The organism is Allobosea sp. (genome assembly GCF_017308075.1).
Lineage (GTDB): Bacteria > Pseudomonadota > Alphaproteobacteria > Rhizobiales > Beijerinckiaceae > Allobosea.
Genome location: NZ_JAFKFX010000039.1, coordinates 86,288 through 103,907, shown reverse-complemented (window position 1 = coordinate 103,907; position 17,620 = coordinate 86,288). Strand labels below are relative to the sequence as shown.

The window sequence follows — 17,620 nt, the reverse complement described above, 5'->3', positions numbered from 1 at the left end:
CTCGTTCATTCGGCAGCGATCGCGGAAGGCGCCTCGCGCTCGACATGGGCGATGGCGGCGCGCAGATCGGCGAGGCCGGCACCGGCGCCGACGCAATGCTCGGCGAGATGGCGGCGGAACAGGCGCGAACCGCGCCGGCCGGGGAAAAGCCCGACCAGATGGCGGGTAAAGGCGTGCAGGCGCCCGCCCCGCTCGAGATGCGTGGCGATGAACGGCTCCAGCGCCTCCAGCATCTCGAAGGCGTCGGCGACCGGCGCTGTCTCGCCGAACAGCAGCGGATCGACGGAAAGCAGCACTTCCGGGTTCTGATACGCCTCGCGGCCGAGCATCACGCCATCGACATGGGCAAGATGCGGCAGCCATTCTGCGGGCGCGCGGATGCCGCCATTGAGGGCGACCGGCAGATCGGGATTGGCGCGTTTCAGGCGATAGGCCCGCTCATAGTCGAGCGGCGGAATCTCGCGGTTCTCCTTGGGCGAAAGCCCCTGCAGCCAGGCCTTGCGGGCGTGCACGATCAGGGCATCGACGCCCGCAGCGCGGACCGTGGCGGTCAGAGCGTCGAGCGCGACCTCCGGGTCCTGATCGTCGACGCCGATGCGGCACTTCACCGTGACGGGAATGGGAACGACCGCCTTCATCGCCGCGACGCAATCGCCGACCAGTTCGGGCTCGCGCATCAGACAGGCGCCGAAGGCCCCGCCCTGGACACGGTCCGAGGGGCAGCCGCAATTCAGGTTGATCTCGTCATAGCCGAAATCGGCGCCGATCTTCGCCGCCTCGGCCAGCAGAGAAGGATCATTGCCACCGAGCTGCAAGGCGACCGGGTGCTCGAACGCGTCGTAGCCGATCAGCCGCTGCCGGTCGCCGCGGATCACCGCCTGCGCCGTCACCATCTCCGTGTACAGCAGGGCACGACGCGACATCAGGCGATGGACCACCCTGCAATACCGGTCGGTCCAGTCCATCATAGGCGCCACGGAGAAGCGAAGCCACTCCTTAGAGGCCATAATCCCGTGTTTCATGGGCATTTCGGTCAAGATCGCTCGCCTGTTGATGTCTCGTTCCTTGCCGTTCCGCCGGCTTTCGATGGCGGTTTCAGCAGATGCCGTAACGCGGGCGCCGATACTGTAACAGGCGCGATCGTCGAAAAGACGGAGCAGCCGCCTATATGGCGCAAATCGCCATACGGCGCGAGAGGGGCGCCCGGAGCAAGAAGCGGGAGGCGGAGCCTTCCCAGCGGGGCGTGGTCGCGGCGGCAGATGCCATTCCGGGACGCCGTCGACCAAGCTTCCGTCCATGGACAACGCCCACGAGAGCCTGAGAGTGGCGTTTCGGAGCCTCGCCGAACCTCCTCGCGGCAGGGCGGCGCCGGACTTCAGGTCAGTGCGGAAGCGCTGGATTTCGGAAATGCTCATCCGGCCGCCCTCTCCTATTGAGATCAATGCGGCACGGTGACAAAATTGAAGCAATCAGAAGATTTATTTACTTTCTGCGTCATCGAAACAAGGAATAAAAGAATTCATAAAACTATATATAATTTAATTTGAAAATAAAATCAGATATTTATACAAATTTAACTTATATAAACAGGTTTATACGAATTCTAAACCACAGAAAGACACGCCGTCCGCCTACGCCGCAAGCCGAAATTTGATTGTCGTTACCTGGATGGCACCGACCTCCCCCCGGGGACCATTCCGCTCGGTTGAACCATCGCGTTGCGGCCACTACCTTTCGGACATGACAGATTCCCCAGACATCATCCGTTCGGCCCTTTGCCGGAGTTTCACCAGCGATGGACTGACGGTGCAGATCGAGATCTACCGGCTCCGGGACAGCGACAGCTGGACGTTGGAACTGGTCGATGACGAAGGCGACTCGATCGTGTGGGAAGAGCAGTTCGCGACTGATGCTGCGGCCTTCGCCGAGTTCACCGAAGGGCTTGAAGAACTCGGCTTGGAAAAGCTGATCGCGCCGGACGAGGAAGACACAGCCACGGTGCATTGAGGTCGGCACGACCAATCCCTTGACAGCAGGCTCAGCTGCGCCGTCGGTCACCCCATTGTCATGCAAAGATGCCAAGGCTGCGTTTGCAGTCTTCGCTCTTGTTCCGTTCCTGGCGATCACCATAATGGCGAGGATTACGACGTAGCCTGCTCTCGCCGCCGGTGGAGTCGCCTATGTACGAAGACCAGTTGAAGCAATTTTCCGCGCGATCGATCGAAAAGACGCTGCGCGCCGGCTTGCCAGCTTACATCATGGACGAGGTCCGAGGCGAAGGCGTCATTCGCTTCCGCGTCGATGGCGTCAAAGAGCGCATAGTGATCGTCAGAGGAAAGGCTGTGATCGAGCCTTTTGAAACGCGCCCGAGCTGTAGCGGATCTCCCTCCTGGCGATGAAACGGACGAACCCGCTTCTCGCCATCTGAGCGCCGCGCGCGCCACGCCTCAGCGAATTCGAACAGGCCTAAAACCGGCCGGTGACGAGCCCGGACGGCAAACAACCCGGCCAGGGCCGGGCTGCATGGTCGGCCTCGTCGCCAGGGGTGGGCCTCGCAGGCGGCCGCCTCAGGCGAGTTCGGCGGCGCCGATCCGGTTGAGCAGGGCAAGCCGGTCCGCCGGATCGGCAGCACCTGGAGCCAGCGCCTGCTCGATCAGGCCGGTGAGCTGCTGCAGCGCACCCTCCGCGACGTCGAGCGGCAGCGGGCGGCGATCATAGGCTTCAGAGAAGCGGCCGGCGAGATCGGCGAGCAGGCGCAGCAGCGCGGCATGCTCGGGCTCGGCGGCGCGCAGTTCGAGGGCGCGGCCCTGGAATTCGAGATAGGTGTTCATGCTGCCCTTCTGCTGGAGCAGCCAGTTCAACAGCTCGTTCATTGTCCTCTCCGGGTAGGCGGCCGTCCGATTTTGCGGCGGCCGATCGTTCAGGCCCGCGCCTTTCCGGCGGGCTTCGGGCGCGACGGGGCCGTCATCGCCTCGATCTTCAGGAGCTCGTCGAGCTCGGCACGGCTGAGCAGGCCTTCCTCGAGCACGATCTCGGCGACCTTGCGCTTTTCGGCGAGGGCGCGGCGCGCCACGCGCGAGGAGGCCTCGTAGCCGAGCCGTGGCCCCAGCGCCGTGACGAGGCCGATCGAATCCTCGACCAGCGCCATGCAGCGCTCGCGATCGGCCTCGATGCCGGTGACGCAACGCGTCGTCAGCGTCGTCACCGCGGCGGTGAGATGGCGCAGCGAGGAGAGCAGGCAATAGCCGATGGTCGGCTCGAAGGCGTTGAGCTGGAGCTGGCCGCCCTCGGCGCAGAGCGTCACGGTGAGGTCGTGGCCGATGACGAGATAGGCGACCTGGTTGACCACTTCCGGGATCACCGGGTTGACCTTGCCCGGCATGATCGAGGAGCCGGCCTGCACCGCCGGCAGCCTGATCTCGCTGAAGCCGGCGCGCGGGCCGCTGGAAAGCAGGCGCAGATCGTTGCAGATCTTCGAGAGTTTGACCGCGACGCGCTTCAGCACGCCGGAGAACAGCACGAAGGCGCCCATGTCGGAGGTCGCCTCGATCAGGTTCGTCGCCGGCACCATGGGCTGGCGGGCGGCGCGGGCCAGTTCCTCGATGGCGAGTGAGGCATAGCGCGCATCGGCGGTGATGCCGGTGCCGATCGCGGTCGCGCCGAGATTGACCTCGCGAAACAGCGCCGCCGCCTCGCGCAACCGCGAGACATCCTCCTTGATCGTGGCGAAGAAGGCGTCGAACTCCTGGCCGAGCGTCATCGGCACGGCGTCCTGGAGCTGGGTCCGGCCGATCTTCAGCACATCGGCGAACTCGACCGCCTTGGCCTTGAAGGCGAAGGCGAGCTCGTCCAGCGCCGCGATCATCGGCTCGGTGGCGAAGATCACGGCGAGGCGCAGCGCCGTCGGGTAGGCGTCGTTGGTCGACTGCGCCATGTTGACGTCGTCATGGGGATGGAGCGCGGCGTAGTCGCCCTTGGCCTTGCCCATCAGCTCGAGCGCGACGTTGGCAATGACCTCGTTGGCGTTCATATTGGTCGAGGTGCCGGCCCCGCCCTGGACGGCATCGACGACGAACTGGTCGTGGAAGCGGCCGTCGCGCGCAATCAGGTCGCAGGCGCGCTCGATGGCGTCGGCCTTGGCGGCGGGAAGATTGCCGAGGCGGCGATTGGCGCGCGCCGCCGCCTGCTTGACCAGGGCCAAGGCCCGCACGAATTCCGGGAAATGACCGACGGGCACGCCGGTGATCGGGAAATTGCCGACGGCGCGCAGCGTATGCACGCCCCAATAGGCGTCGGCCGGCACGTCGATGTCGCCGAGCAGGTCATGCTCGCGGCGGGTTCTGACCTCGGCGAGCGCGATCGTCTGCGTCGTCGCGAGCTGGACGCTGTCGGCCTGAGGCGGCGCGGTGATCGGCGTTGCTGCTGCGGCATCGGCCATGGCGGAATCCTTGCGGGATCTGGGCTTCATCACAGGCCCTGCGTGTCAGACGCGCGGGGAAAGGCTGACGCGGCCACCATGGCGCGTCGACCAGGCGACGGGATCGGCAAGGAAGCGCTCGATCTCGGCGCGATCCTCCGCGGCGAGCTCCTTGCCGGCGTCGGCGCGCAGGACATCGGCCCAGGTGGCGAGCGGGTGCAGGGCAAGCCCGGCCTCCTGCAGGCGCTCGCCGGCGCCGGGAAAGACGTCGTGGTAGAAGATCGTCAGGATGTGCTCGACGCTGGCGCCTGCAGAGCGCAGGCCACGGGCGAAGCCGAGCTTGCTGCCGCCATCGGTGGTCAGATCGTCAACCAGGAGCACGCGGAGCCCATCGACCGGGCCGCCCTCGACCTGGGCATTGCGGCCGACGCCGAGCGGGCGCTTGCGGACATAACGCAGCTTCAGCCCGGTGCGGTCGGCGAACCAGGCCGCGAAGGGAATGCCGGCGGTCTCGGCCCCGGCGACGGCATCGAAGCTGCCGGCGGGAAAGGCCGCCTCGGCATAGCGGACGGCGAGATCGGTGACGGCGCGGCGCAATTGCGGATCGCCGAGCAGCAGACGGACATCGACATAAACCGGGCTCGCCCAGCCGGCTGCGAGCACATAGGGCTGCTGGCGGCTGACATGGATGGCGCCGGCCCGGAACAGCAGCCGGGCGACCGCCTCGCCGATCTCGCCGGCGCTCACGGGCGAACCTCGCCGATCGACCAGGGCAGGTTCTCGGCGCCGCGGAAGATCACGACTTCGCTGTCCTCGACCTCGACCGCGGCGAGCGCCCGGCTCGGCTTGCGCTCCAGGGTGATCGTGCCCTCGTTCAGCGGCAGGCCGTAGAAACGCGCGCCATTCTCGGAGGCGAAGGCCTCGAAACGGTCGAGCGCGCCCGCCTCGTCGAAGACCTGGACATAGGTCTGCAGCGCGGTGGCGCCGCCGAAGACGCCGGCCGAGCAGCATTCGGCCTGCTTGGCGCCGCGCAGATGCGGGGCGGTGTCGGTGCCGATGAAGAAGCAGGCATCGCCGGAGGTGACGGCCTCGCAGAGGGCGAGGCGGTGGCTCTCGCGCTTGGCGACCGGCAGGCAGTAGAGATGCGGGCGCAGGCCGCCCTGGAAGAGCGTGGTGCGGTTGATGACCAGATGGTGCGGGGTGATCGTGCCAGCGGCGCGCCCGGCATGGGCCCGGACGATCGCGACCGTCTCGGCGGTGGTGACATGCTCGATCACCACCTTGAGGCCGGGATGGCGCTTCAGCAGCGGCAGCATCTCCTGCTCCATGAACACGGCCTCGCGGTCGAAGATGTCGACCTCGGGGTCGGTTGCCTCGCCATGGACGAGGACCGGCATGCCGATCTTCTCCATGCGCTCCAGCACCGGGGCGAGCTTGGAAATATTCGTGACGCCGTGGTGGGCGTTGGTGGTGGCGCCGGCCGGATAGAGCTTGGCGGCGGCCCAGACGCCCTCCCGGAAGCCGCGCTCGATCTCGTCCGGCACGGTGGTGTCGGTGAGATAGCAGGTCATCAGCGGGATGAAATCGCAGCCTTCCGGACGGGCGGCGAGGATGCGCTCGCGATAGGAGGCCGCCGCGGCGATCGTCGTCACCGGCGGTACGAGGTTCGGCATGATGATGCCGCGGGCGAACTGGGCGGCGGTGAAGGGCAGCACCGCCTTCAGCATGGCGCCATCGCGCAGATGGACATGCCAGTCATCGGGCCGGCGAATGGTGAGCGAGACCGGCGCCTCCGCATCCGCAGCCGGTGCACCGTCGAAGAGTTGCGAAACGCTCATTGTACCGCCTCCCGGATGGCCGCCCGCATCACCGCGATACCGGCTAGGAAATCATCGATCACCATCGCTTCCCTGGGATTATGCGATCCGTGCTCGTTACGCACGAAGATCATCGCGCTCGGGATGCCGGCATTGGCGAAGACCGCCGCATCATGGCCGGCGCCGCTCGGAATCTCCTCGTCGGGCAGGCCGAGCCCGCGCGCCGCCGCTTTCAGCCGGGCGATCCAGCCAGCATCCATCACCGCCGGGGCCGATTCGAGGCGGCGGTCGAAGCTGAATTCGACCCCCCTCTCCTCGCCGACCAGCCGGCATTCCGAGAGGAACAGGTCGTAGAACGCCTCCAGCGTCTCGCGGTTCTGGCTGCGCACCTCGAAGGAGAAGCTGACCTTGCCGGGAATCCGGGCGATGGCGTGCTCCTGCGGGTCGGTGCCGAGCACGCCGGCCGTCACCACCACGTCGCGGCCGCGCTCCAGCAGGGTGCGCCAGTGCCGGTCGAGATGAGTGATCAGCTCGGCCGTGGCGAAGACCGCGTCGCGCCGGAGCCAGCGCGGCACCGCGCCGGAATGGCCGGCCTCGCCGATGCATTCGACGCTGCGATGGCGGACATTGCCACGGATGCCCGTGACAATGCCGACCGGCAGATCGCGCGCGACCAGCACCGGTCCCTGCTCGATATGCAGTTCGATCCAGGCCGCGACGGTCGCGGGATCGAGCAAGGGCTCGCCCTTCTCGACCCGGGCCATGTCGACTCCGATATCGGCCATGCACTGCGCCAGGTTTCGGCCGGTGGCATGGTCGCGCACCGCGAGATCGGCGGCGGTGAGTTTCCCGAACAGCGCGCTCGAACCCATATAGGCCTTGCCGAAGCGGGCACTTTCCTCGCCGCGCAGCGCATAGACCTTGATGGTCCGGCGCGGCACGAAGCCTTCCTCCTTGAAGCGGGCGATGATGGCGAGGCCAGCGATGACACCGGCCGCACCGTCGAAATTGCCGCCCTGCGGCACCGAATCGAGATGCGAGCCGCAGGCCAGGAAGGGCAGCTCCGGCTCGGCGCCTTCCAACGTCACCACCAGATTGGCGCCGGCGTCGCGCTCGGTGACAAGGCCGAGTTCGCGCGCCTTGGCCTCGACGAGGTCGAGCGCCAGGGATTCGCGCTCGCTATAGGCTTCGCGGGTGATGCCGACGCCGTCGCCCGTCGCCTCGCGCAGCGCGTCGAACAGGGCCTCGGCCAGGACGCGGTCGCCCTCGTCGCCACTGAAGACGTTGCTCAGATTGGCGGGGTGCGCGGTCACGATACGGGATCCAGCCAGGCGAGGTCCCGCTCGTCGGCTTCCTCGATGACGACGCCGCGGATCAGATCGGTGATGCGCGGGATCTCGCGATGCAGGCAGAAGCTCCTGAGACCGTCGATGATCGTGGTCATCGCCGCCGGCTGCAGGAACGTCGCGGTGCCGACCTGCACGGCGCTGGCGCCGGCGAGCATGTACTCGATGGCGTCCTCGGCGGTGGAGATGCCGCCGCAGCCGATCACCGGGATCTTCACCGCCTTGGCGCATTGGAAGACCTGGCGCAGCACGATCGGCTTGATCGCCGGGCCGGAGAGCCCGCCCATGATGTTGCCGAGGCAGGGCTTGAAGGTCTTGAGGTCGATCGCCATCGACAGGATCGTGTTGGCGACCACCACCGCATCGGCGCCGGCGGCCTCAGCAGCACGCGCCACCTCCGGCACGTCGCCGGTGTTGGGCGTCAGCTTGACCCAGAGCGGCAGGTTCGTCGCCTCGCGCAATTGCCGCGTCACCTTCTCGGTGGATTCGGCGCGCATCGCGAAGGCCTTGCCGTCCTCCTCGATGTTCGGACAGGAGATATTGGCCTCGATCGCGGCGATGCCGGGGATCGAGAGTTCGGCGGCGAGGCTGGCGAAGCCCTCGGCGGTCGGCGCCGAAATGCTTACCACCAGCGGCGTGTCATAGGCCGCATAATGCGGCATCGTCTGCTCGACGAAATAGCGCACGCCCTTGGAGGGGATGCCGATCGCATTGATCAGGCTGCCCGGCCGCTCGACGACGCGCGGCAGCGGGTTTCCGGCGCGCAATTCGCGGGTAATCGTCTTGGTGACGAAGGCGCCGAGCCGGTTGAAGTCCATCACCTTCTCCAGCCCTTCGGCGAAGGTGCCGGAGGCCGGCATGACCGGATTGCGCAGGGTCAGACCGCCAATGGCGACCGAGAGATCGACCTCCGACGTCAGGCTCATGGCAGCGCCTCCATCAGGTCGAAGACCGGGCCGTCCCAGCAGACGCGCCGGTGGACGATCTCGCCATTGACGTTGAAGTCGCGCACACAGCAGTAGCAGAGCCCGATTCCGCAGGCCATCTGCTGCTCCATCGCGACCTGGCCGGGCAGGCCGAATTCCTGCGCCAGCCGTTGCTGGACGCGCATCAGCCGGCTCGAGCCGCAGGTGAAGAAGGCATCGCAGGCCCCGTCGGCGATCAGCCGGCGCAGGATGCGCTCGACATTGGCCGGGCCGCTGGTCGATTCGGAATCGGTGACGGCGATGACGTCGGCACCATGGCTGTGGAAGAGATCGACCGAGACGAGCAGGTCCGGCCGGCGGGCGCTGAACACCGCGGTGACGCGGGTGCCATTGGCCTTGGCCGCCTTCGCCAGCGGGGCGAGGGTCGCAAGGCCGGCGCCGCGGCCGACGGCGACGATGCTGCGCCAGGACGGATCGAGCGTGAAACCGGTGCCGAGCGGCCCCATGATGTCGAGCCGGTCGCCGACCCGCAGCGTATCGAGGCCGCGGGTGCCGGCGCCCGTCACCTTGTAGAGGAACTCGACCTGGCGCTTCTCCGGATCGGCCCCGTAAAGGCTCATCGGGCGACGCAGGAAGGGCTGCTCGCCGACGGGCTGAGGGCAGAGCAACTGGAAGAACTGGCCGGGCTCGGCCGCAGCAGCCTCGGCACTGCAGCGGACGACGAGGTGGCGGTATTCGCCGTTGACCGCCTCATGTGAGACGACCTCGGCGAGTTCCGCGACGACGCTGGCCTTCCAGGAGGCGCAGGAAGCCGCGGCTCCCGCGCCGCCTGTCGTGGCGGCGAGCGAGCCCTGGTGAAGCGGTTGCATCGACATGGCTCGCTCCTTTCAGCGGCTCAGGAGAGCTCGGCGCCGCGGCGCTCGGGGATCAGCAGCCACATGGCCAGGATATCGAGCACGTAGAGCGTCGCCAAAAGGCCGATCGCCAGTTCGAAGCTGTAGGTGGCGGCGATCGCGCCAACCACGACCGGTCCGAAGCCGCCGACGCCGCGCCCGATATTGAACAGCACGTTCTGGGCGGTGGCGCGGGCCGTGGTCGGGAAGAGCTCGCTGATCAGCGCGCCATAGCCGCCGAGCATGCCGTTGACGAAGAAGCCCATCACCGCGCCGCCGATCAGGAGATGGATCGGGTCGGTCAGTCGCGAATAGACCACGACCATCACGGCGGCGCCTAGCATGTAACCGAAGAAGGCTGGGCGCCTGCCGATCCGGTCGGCGATATGGCCGAAGGCGAAGATGCCGAGCGCCATGCCGGCGATGGTGACCGAGGTCCAGACAGCCGACTGGGTCAGGGCGAAGCCGAAGCGGGTCGCCAGATAGTTCGGCAACCAGATCATCACGCCGTAATAGCCGAAGTTCTGGACCGAGCAGAGGATGACCATGCCGAGGCTGAGCTTGGTGGTGTCCCAATCCTTGACCAGGGCACGCAGCGCGGATTCCTTCGGCTTGTCCTTGGTGCGGGCGACGAAGACGTCCGGCTCATGCAGCGAATGGCGGATGAAATAGGCGGCGATCGCCGGCAGCACGCCGATGGCGAACATGCCGCGCCAGCCGATCGTCGGCAGCAGCAGCGGGGTCGCGATCGCCGCGGCGAGCACGCCGACCTGCCAGCCGAGGCCGACATAGGAGGAGGCGCGGGCGCGCTTCGAAGCCGGCCAGGCCTCGGCGACGAGCGCCATGCCGATGCCGAATTCACCGCCGAGGCCGAGGCCGGCGATGGTGCGGTAGATCAGGAGATCCCAATAGCCCTGCGCGAGGGCGCACATGCCGGTGAAGACGGCGAAGAGGACGATGGTCCAGGTCAGCACGCGCACGCGGCCGAGCCGGTCCGAGAGCATGCCGAAGCCGATACCGCCGATCACGGCGCCGACCAGCGTCGCGGTGACGAGCGAGGCGCCCTGCGCCTGTGTCAGATTGAGATCGGCCGAGATCGCCCGCAGCATGAAGCCGAGGATCAGCAAGTCGAAGCCGTCCATGGCATAGCCGATGGCCGAGCCCCAGAGAGCCTTCCTGGCCTTGCTGTCGACCTCTGTCGGTGCGGAATGGGCGATTGAGCCGGCGGTTGCGGCCTGGTTGTCACTCACGGCGGAGTCCCCTGTCTGGCTTCTGATGACGTGCACAGGAACGCAAATGCATCAGGGCACGCCCCGTGCGTGCCGCTGCCTGCCGTCCCTTTGGAGTTTGGGCGTGCACCCATCTTCTCCGGACGCTTCTGCGTCACTTGACGACCGACCGCTAGGGCCTGCCGCGAGAAGCTCACCGCTGCGCGAGACATAGCCCCTCCGCGCCGCACGCCGGCATGATTGTCACGGCATTATCTCATTTGCAATCCTAAATCTCAATTTTGCGACACTTTCGGAAAGCGGCGGGCTTTCCACAAGCATCGCCGTGTCGTGGCGCGATTCAGGGATTGACCTCGACCGTCATCGCGCTGAGAAGGGGCCGTTTGCGAACCCGACATTGCCCCGCCCGAACGCCTCAGCCGGCGAACGATGGCGCTCAGCCCCTGGAGAAGAAGACCATGCCCAATCTCTACATGCCGGTCGACAGGGACACGATCGCCCTCGAGGCGGCCAAGATGCTGCTCGAAATCAAGGCCGTCCATTTCTACAAGGACAAGCCCTTCATCTTCACCTCGGGCTGGGCGAGCCCGGTCTATATCGATTGCCGCAAGATCATTTCCTTCCCGCGGCTGCGCTCCTCTCTGATCGACTTCGCCGCGACCACGATCGTGCGCGACATCGGCTATGAGTCGATCGACATTGTCGCCGGCGGCGAGACGGCCGGCATCCCCTTCGCCGCCTGGATCTCCGACCGGCTGGCGCTGCCGATGCAGTATGTGCGCAAGAAGCCCAAGGGCTTCGGCCGCAATGCGCAGATCGAAGGCGAGGTGGTCGAGGGCGCGCGCACGCTTCTGGTCGAGGACCTCGCCACCGATGGCGGCAGCAAGGTCAACTTCTGCAAGGCGCTGCGCGACGCCGGCGCCAAGGTCGATCACTGCTTCGTGCTGTTCTACTACGACATCTTCCCGCAGGGCCGCGAGATGATGAAGGAGATCGGCGTCGGCCTGCACTATCTCACCACCTGGTGGGACGTGCTCAAGGTCGCCAAGGCGAGCGGCCATTTCGAGCCGAAGGTGCTGGACGAGGTCGAGAGCTTCCTCAACGAGCCGGCCAAGTGGTCGGCCGCGCATGGCGGCATCTCGGACTTCAACCAGGCCAAGCAGGGCTGAGCCACCACGCCATGCGCCTCATCCTCGATCGGGCGCATGGCCGCCTCAGCGACGACCGTGGCAACGGCTTCGAGCCGGCGACGCGGCAATGGCAGCCGGACACGGCGTCCGCAGAGGGCGAGCCGGTCACGCCGATCGGGGCGCTGCATTGGCTCCAGCATGCGAGCGGCCGGCCACTGCGCACGCCAGTCGCGGTGATCGGCACGCGGACACCCACGCAGGCACAGGAGCAGGCAGCCGAACAGACCGGCCTCCTGCTCGCCCGGCACGGGCTGACGGTGCTGTGCGGCGGCCGCGCCGGCGTGATGGAAGCCGTCTGCCGCGGCGTCGCCGAAGGTGGCGGCCTCTCGATCGGCCTCCTCCCCGACACAGAGCCGGAAGCCGCCAATCCCTATGTCACCGTACCGCTCGCGACCGGGATCGGCGTCGCCCGCAACGCCCTGATCGCGCGCGCAGCGCACAGCCTGATCGCGATCGGCGGCGGCTATGGCACGCTGTCGGAGATCGCCTTCGCGCTGCAGTTCGGGCGGCCGGTCTTCCTTCTGGAAGGCGCCCCGGCGGTGGACGGCGCGGCACGCTGCGCGAACCCTGGCGAAGCTCTCGAACAGGTCGCCCGCGCAGTGCTGCGCCTGCCGGAATCAGCCGCGGGCTGAAGCCGATTTCGGCGCGCGTTCGGCCGTCGCGCCGGAGCGCGCCAGCGCCGCGCGCAGCAGCGCCCCGGCCTCGCTGCCCTTGCGGGCCCGGCGCCAAAGATCATCGGCCAGCGCCTCGTAGAGCCGCACCGGCTGCTCGTCCGCCGTGAGCATCGCGATGCCGGAACGGAGGTTCGGCAATTCGCCGCCGAGCCGGAACGGGCTCAGGCCCAGCAGCGTCTTCTCCGCGGTCCGGAAGAGCTGGAAGGTCATGTTCGGCAGGGTTTCCTCGATCAAGCCGATCTGGATGCCCATCGGCTCGCTTTCGATCAGCGCCAGGAGATGCTCGACCTCGGCCCGCGCCGCGAGACGCCGCCGGGCGAGCTCGTCCTCGGGAAGGTTGAAGCGGCCGACGATGCCGAGCTTCAGCCAGCGCTCGATCTCCAGCACATTGACGAAGTTGACGACGCTGAGCCGACGGCGCTCGCGGGCCTTGCGGCGCTCGTCGAGGATGGCGATGACCGCGTCAATCTCGCCCTCGGCCTTGTGGCGATCTTCGACATGCGGCGGCAGGGCCTCTACGAGCGTCCGCCGGAGATAGGAGGCGTAGTCGCCGGAGGTCAGCAGATAGGAGAGCGGCGGGAAATGGGCGACGACCTGGTCGGCCTCTTCCTCGATCTGACGCATGCGCTCGAAATAGGCGACGGGGCTCGCATAGTATTCGACCCCCGCTCCGAGCAGTGACGCCACCGTGGTCTCGAGGACCGTCGCCAGCCGCTCGAGCGTCTCGATCTTGACGACGCCGCCGCCCTCGATGCGGTAGACCGCGGCGCGCGAAATGCCGAGCCGTTCGGCGACCTCCTCGGCCAGAAGCCCGCGACCGAGCCGGTAGGCCTTCAGCCGGTGGCCGATCTCGTCGAAGCGGATAGCCATCGGGTCGGCCCTGTCGTCGCCTAGAATCTCAGATTTTAGACAAGCTAGCCCAGTTCGCTGCGGATGCGAAGCGGCGCGACGGATGCAGCAAGCCGTTTCCCGTCGGGCCGGCATTGGCTCCGGCTTTCGGCATCAGCCCTTCCGGCGCAGCAGATAGGTGTCCATGATCCAGCCATGGGCGGCGCGGGCCTCGGCGCGGCGCTCGACGATCTCCCCGGCGACCTCCGAAAGCGGGCCGGAAGCCAGAACCTCTTCCTCCGCGCCGAGATAGGCGCCCCAGTAGATGTCCAGCCCCTCCGGTGGGATCTTCGCAAAGGCCTGCTCGCCATCGAGCATGACGACGACGCTGCCCTGATCGTCCGGCATGCCGCTCTCGGCGAGCTTCCGGCCGGTGGTGATCAACACCGGCTCGCCGATCCGGTTCAATACCAGCCGATGCGCAGCCGCCAGCGCCTGGACGCTGCTGATTCCGGGGATCACGTCGTAGTCGAGAGCAAAGCCGCGGGCGCGCACCGCCTCGATGATCCGCAGCGTGCTGTCATAGAGTGCCGGATCGCCCCAGACGAGCAGGCCGCCGACCTCGCCTTCGCCGAGCTCCTCGCCGAAGAGCCGCTCATAGGATTCGGCCAGCGCCGCATGCCAGTCATCGACGCTGCCGCGATAGTCGGAGCCGGCGGCAGCACGCTGCGGCACGCGCAGCGGCACCATGCGGTGATCCTGCTTCTCGATATAGCGCCGGCAGATCTCCTCGCGCAGTTCGCGCAAGGCAGCCTTCTCCTCGCCCTTGTCGGGCACGAAGAAGACATCGACCTCGTTCAGCGCCCTGACCGCCTGGAGCGTCAGATGCTCCGGGTTGCCGGCGCCGATGCCGATGATCCTGATCCTGCGCATGGGGTCCCTCGTGGCGGCGGTACCGGTGCGCATACACGATCCAGCCTGGGCTCGTCATGCTCGGGCGCAGCCCCGAGCATGACGATCTCCAACTAACCCAGAAGATTCCGGATCGTGCGCATGAAGACGCGGGCGCCCGGCGCGATCAGCGCGTCGGGAAAGTCGTAATCGGGATTGTGCAGGGGCGGCGTATCCTCGCCGGAGCCGAGCAGGAACATCGCCGATTTCGAGGAGCGGCCGAACAGGCCGAAATCCTCGGAGCCGCGCTGCGGCAGCGTCTCGCCATGGGCGATGCCCTCATCGTCAAGCGCGCGGCGCAGATGCGCCACCGCCTCGGGATGGTTCTCGCAGTGATGGAAGACGTCGAAGTAGTTCATGGAGACCGAGAGCCCGCCGGCGACGGCGGCCTCGCGCGCCAATGCTTCCGCTTCGGCGCAGAGCGCGCCCATCAGCGCATCGTTCAGGGTCCGTAGCGTCGCCCAGATCTCGGCGCGGCCGGGCGTGATTCCAAAGGCCTGCTCGCCCATGCTGGCATGGGTGACGGTGACGAGCCGGTAATTGGCATCGAGCGCCCCGCCCGGACCAAGGGCCGTCAGTTCCGGCAGCAAACGGGCGAGCGCCTTCATCGGCGAGATCGCATGTTCCGGCGTCGCCGCATGCGAGGTGCGGCCGTTCAGCACGATCTTGAGGCCGCGCGAGGCGCAGTTCGCAGCCCCCTCGGACAGACGGATGGCGCCGAGCGGCATACCCGGCTTGTTGTGCAGCGAGAAGGAAAAGTCCGGCACGATCTCCCTGAACTTCGGATCGGCGATGACCGCCGCGGCGCCCGCGCCGGTTTCCTCGGCCGGCTGGAACATCAGGATCGCCCTGCCCTGCTGTGGCCTCTGGCGCCCGAGCCCGCGCGAGAGCGCGGCAAGGATGGTCATATGGCCGTCATGGCCACAGAGATGGCTCTTGCCCGGCACCTGCGATGAGTGCGGCACGCCGGAGAGTTCCTCGATAGGGAGCGCATCGAGCTCGGCCCGGACCAGCACAGTCGGCCCCGGCTCGCTGCCCTCATAGATCGCGGCGACGCCATGGCCGCCGATCCCGGTCACCACCCGGTCGGGCGCGCTCGGAGCCAGGAAGCCGATGATCGTCCGCGCCGTTTCGCGCTCCTCGCCCGACACCTCCGGCTTGCGGTGCAGCGCATGCCTGAGCTCGATCAGCTCGACCATGTCGGAATTGGTGAGAAACATGCTGGCACTTCCTCGGCTGATTTTGTCCGAGCTTCACCACGGCGCGCCACACCGCAAGCCCCGGCAGCCGGTTTTGTCGGTCGGCGGCCATGCATGGCGATCAGGTCATGCCGCCAGCAATCCCAGCGCCCGTTCGATGCGCGAGCAGCCGCCGCGCGCCCTCGCCCGGCGGTAGACCCGCTGCAGCTTGCCGCTGGCATAGGAGCTGACCACGATGGCGTGGACATAGCTCTTGCGAACCACAGCCGGTGTGTTGACCAGCCGCTCCGAGATGGCGCGCATGATATCGGCGAGCTGGCGCTTGCGGCCACGCTCGCTGGTGGCGATGTCGGTCGCGAGCAGGAGTTCGGCCGCCGCGGCATTGGCGGCGAGCATGCGCAGATCCTTGCTCGACACCGGCAGGCCGGCGGCCTCGCGCAGATAAGCGTTGATCTCTGCGGCGCTGATCAATGCGACCGCGCCGTCCTCGTCGCGATACTGGAAGAGCCGCCGGCCCGGCAGCGTGGCAAGGCGCGTCAGGGCGCGGGCGAGCGGCGCGTCGTCGCGAGCGCAGGCGATGTCCTTGCCGCCCTTGCCGCGGAAGGACAGTGCGACATGCCTGCCGGTGACGGCGATATGGCGCTTGAGCAGGGTCGAGGCGCCATGGCTACCGTTGCTGCGGGCATAGACCTCGTTGCCGACGCGGATATGGCAGCGATCGATGATCGCGGCGGCGCAGGCCAGCGCCTTGGCACGCGAAAGTTCCCTTCCCTTCAGATCGGCGGCGATGCGCTCCCGCAGCCGGGGCAAGGCCTCGACCAGTTGCGCCAGGCGCTTCAGCTTGCGGCCCTCGCGTACCTTTTCCCAATCGGGATGATAGCGATGCTGGATGCGCCCGGCCTCGTCGCGCCCGACGGCCTGGAGATGGCCGCGCGGGTCGCTGGCGATCTGGACGTCGCGATAGGCCGGCGGGATCGCCAGTGCGCGAATGCGGGCGAGCGTCGCCTCGTCGGTGATCTTGCCGCCCTCGGCATCGCGATAGCCGAAGTTGCGGCCGACGCGGATGCGGGTGATCGAGAGATCCTCGGGCGTGGTCCGGCGAAGCCGGCCCGAAGCACTGGCCTCGCCTGTCTTGCGCCTTGCGACCATGGCACCCTCCGCAGCTCGAACGGCTGCGGAGGAATGCGGGAGGCGGCGCGAAGTTCCCGGGAGCCGGATCCGATCAGGTTGAACCAACCTGATCGGATCCGGCTCTCACCTTGAGTTGGAGACCGTTTGTCCAATCGGCTTGCATCGCAAGCCGATTGGAACGGGCTCTAGCGCTTTGCCCGCGCCACGATCTGCGTCGGATTGACGAAGCGCAGCGCGATGACGAGCCAGATCAGCGTCGTCGCCATGTAGATCACCGCCATGGCGTCGATCGACTGCACGGCGCGCACGCCGGCGGCGAAGACCGCATAGTAGAGCGCCACCACCAGCGTCTGGCTGGTCGGCCCCGCCGTGAGGAAGGTCAGCTCGAACATCGCGATGGTCCTGACCAGCACGAGCAGGAGCGCGGCGAGGATGCCGGGCATCAAGAGCGGCAGCAGGACATGGATGAAGAGCCTGAAGGTGTTGGCGCCGAAGACCCGCGCCGCCGCCTCGATCTTGGTGTCGATCTGCTCGATGAACGGGATCATCACCAGGATAACGAAGGGCACGGTCGGCACGAGATTGGCCAACACGACACCCGACATCGAGCCTGCGAGCCCGGTCCGGTAGAGCACCGTCGCCAGCGGGATGCCGAAGGTGATCGGCGGCACCAGCAGCGGCAGCAGGAAGAGCAGCATGACCAGCTTCTTGCCGGGGAAATCGCGCCGCGCCAGCGCATAGGCGGCCGGCACGCCGATCAGCCCGGAGAGGAAGACGACGAGGAAGACGATCTGGAAGGTGACCGTCAGCACGTCGCCGAGCTGGAATTCCGCCCAGGCGGCGCCGTACCAGCGCGTGGTCCAGCCATCGGGCAGCCAGGAGCGCAGCCAGCGCGTCGAGAACGAGCTGGTGAGGACCGTCGCGATCATCGCGAACAGGTTGACGATGAAGAAGCCGATCAGCGTCCAGTTGGCCGCGGCCCAGAGCTTGGTCGAGAGACGTGTATCCTTGACCATCGG

General features: G+C 67.2%; 18 protein-coding genes. 4 read left to right on the top strand and 14 right to left on the bottom strand.

What is annotated here, in order from left to right; translation table 11 throughout:
• Positions 1-5 precede the first annotated feature (5 nt).
• Positions 6-1,007 (bottom strand): tRNA dihydrouridine(20/20a) synthase DusA, encoded by a 1,002-nt coding sequence (dusA, locus tag J0J10_RS20555; RefSeq protein WP_291648784.1) that lies wholly within the window; start codon positions 1,005-1,007, stop codon positions 6-8.
• Positions 1,008-1,806: 799 nt separating this feature from the next.
• Here dusA and J0J10_RS20550 point away from each other — a divergent pair.
• Together J0J10_RS20550 and J0J10_RS20545 are read left to right on the top strand one after the other, a co-directional pair.
• Positions 1,807-2,007: a hypothetical protein gene (locus J0J10_RS20550; RefSeq protein ID WP_291648754.1), complete on the top strand. Its 201-nt coding sequence runs from the start codon at positions 1,807-1,809 to the stop codon at positions 2,005-2,007.
• A gap of 173 nt (positions 2,008-2,180) precedes the next feature.
• Positions 2,181-2,399, top strand: a complete 219-nt coding sequence (locus tag J0J10_RS20545) for a hypothetical protein (RefSeq protein WP_291634981.1) — start codon at positions 2,181-2,183, stop codon at positions 2,397-2,399.
• A gap of 168 nt (positions 2,400-2,567) precedes the next feature.
• Here the strand turns inward: J0J10_RS20545 and J0J10_RS20540 are convergent, their stop codons facing one another.
• Genes J0J10_RS20540 through J0J10_RS20505 form a run of 8 tightly spaced genes read right to left on the bottom strand, consistent with a single transcriptional unit; the run spans position 2,568 to position 10,649 of the window.
• Entirely contained in the window at positions 2,568-2,873 is a 306-nt protein-coding gene (locus J0J10_RS20540; protein WP_291648752.1) for a hypothetical protein, read from the bottom strand.
• A 47-nt stretch (positions 2,874-2,920) separates the two neighbouring features.
• Complete coding sequence (locus J0J10_RS20535) at positions 2,921-4,438, bottom strand: aspartate ammonia-lyase (RefSeq protein ID WP_291648751.1); 1,518 nt, start codon at positions 4,436-4,438, stop codon at positions 2,921-2,923.
• A gap of 45 nt (positions 4,439-4,483) precedes the next feature.
• The gene (locus J0J10_RS20530) at positions 4,484-5,164 is read right to left on the bottom strand and encodes an orotate phosphoribosyltransferase (protein ID WP_291648749.1); all 681 of its coding nucleotides are present in this window, start codon (positions 5,162-5,164) and stop codon (positions 4,484-4,486) included.
• Complete coding sequence (gene pyrC, locus J0J10_RS20525) at positions 5,161-6,255, bottom strand: dihydroorotase (protein ID WP_291648747.1); 1,095 nt, start codon at positions 6,253-6,255, stop codon at positions 5,161-5,163. The genes J0J10_RS20530 and pyrC overlap by 4 nt, the downstream gene beginning before the upstream one ends.
• Positions 6,252-7,547: a Zn-dependent hydrolase gene (locus J0J10_RS20520; RefSeq protein ID WP_291648746.1), complete on the bottom strand. Its 1,296-nt coding sequence runs from the start codon at positions 7,545-7,547 to the stop codon at positions 6,252-6,254. Before J0J10_RS20520 ends, pyrC begins: the two co-directional genes overlap by 4 nt.
• Entirely contained in the window at positions 7,544-8,506 is a 963-nt protein-coding gene (locus J0J10_RS20515) for a dihydroorotate dehydrogenase (protein WP_291648744.1), read from the bottom strand. Before J0J10_RS20515 ends, J0J10_RS20520 begins: the two co-directional genes overlap by 4 nt.
• Positions 8,503-9,381, bottom strand: coding sequence for a dihydroorotate dehydrogenase electron transfer subunit (locus tag J0J10_RS20510; RefSeq protein WP_291648742.1), 879 nt, complete (start codon positions 9,379-9,381; stop codon positions 8,503-8,505). Before J0J10_RS20510 ends, J0J10_RS20515 begins: the two co-directional genes overlap by 4 nt.
• A gap of 20 nt (positions 9,382-9,401) precedes the next feature.
• Positions 9,402-10,649, bottom strand: a complete 1,248-nt coding sequence (locus tag J0J10_RS20505; RefSeq protein WP_291634964.1) for an MFS transporter — start codon at positions 10,647-10,649, stop codon at positions 9,402-9,404.
• Positions 10,650-11,086: 437 nt separating this feature from the next.
• Here J0J10_RS20505 and J0J10_RS20500 point away from each other — a divergent pair, with 437 nt between their 5' ends.
• Both J0J10_RS20500 and J0J10_RS20495 read left to right on the top strand, forming a co-directional pair.
• A complete protein-coding gene (locus J0J10_RS20500; RefSeq protein ID WP_291634963.1) occupies positions 11,087-11,797 on the top strand; it encodes an orotate phosphoribosyltransferase in 711 nt (236 codons plus the stop codon).
• Between the two features lie 11 nt (positions 11,798-11,808).
• On the top strand, positions 11,809-12,450 hold the full coding sequence (locus tag J0J10_RS20495) for a TIGR00725 family protein (RefSeq protein WP_291648739.1): 642 nt from the start codon (positions 11,809-11,811) through the stop codon (positions 12,448-12,450).
• Here J0J10_RS20495 and J0J10_RS20490 read toward each other — a convergent pair.
• The 5 genes from J0J10_RS20490 to J0J10_RS20470 all read right to left on the bottom strand — a co-directional run bounded on the left by J0J10_RS20490 (position 12,436) and on the right by J0J10_RS20470 (position 17,617).
• A complete protein-coding gene (locus tag J0J10_RS20490; protein WP_291648737.1) occupies positions 12,436-13,362 on the bottom strand; it encodes a helix-turn-helix domain-containing protein in 927 nt (308 codons plus the stop codon). The two genes, J0J10_RS20495 and J0J10_RS20490, sit on opposite strands and share 15 nt — an antisense overlap.
• A 132-nt stretch (positions 13,363-13,494) precedes the next feature.
• Positions 13,495-14,253, bottom strand: a complete 759-nt coding sequence (gene cobF, locus J0J10_RS20485) for a precorrin-6A synthase (deacetylating) (RefSeq protein ID WP_291648735.1) — start codon at positions 14,251-14,253, stop codon at positions 13,495-13,497.
• A 92-nt stretch (positions 14,254-14,345) separates the two neighbouring features.
• On the bottom strand, positions 14,346-15,491 hold the full coding sequence (locus tag J0J10_RS20480) for an amidohydrolase (RefSeq protein ID WP_291648733.1): 1,146 nt from the start codon (positions 15,489-15,491) through the stop codon (positions 14,346-14,348).
• Positions 15,492-15,596: 105 nt separating this feature from the next.
• A complete protein-coding gene (locus J0J10_RS20475) occupies positions 15,597-16,619 on the bottom strand; it encodes a DNA topoisomerase IB (RefSeq protein WP_291648731.1) in 1,023 nt (340 codons plus the stop codon).
• A 167-nt stretch (positions 16,620-16,786) separates the two neighbouring features.
• A complete protein-coding gene (locus J0J10_RS20470; RefSeq protein ID WP_291634953.1) occupies positions 16,787-17,617 on the bottom strand; it encodes an ABC transporter permease in 831 nt (276 codons plus the stop codon).
• Positions 17,618-17,620: the final 3 nt, after the last annotated feature.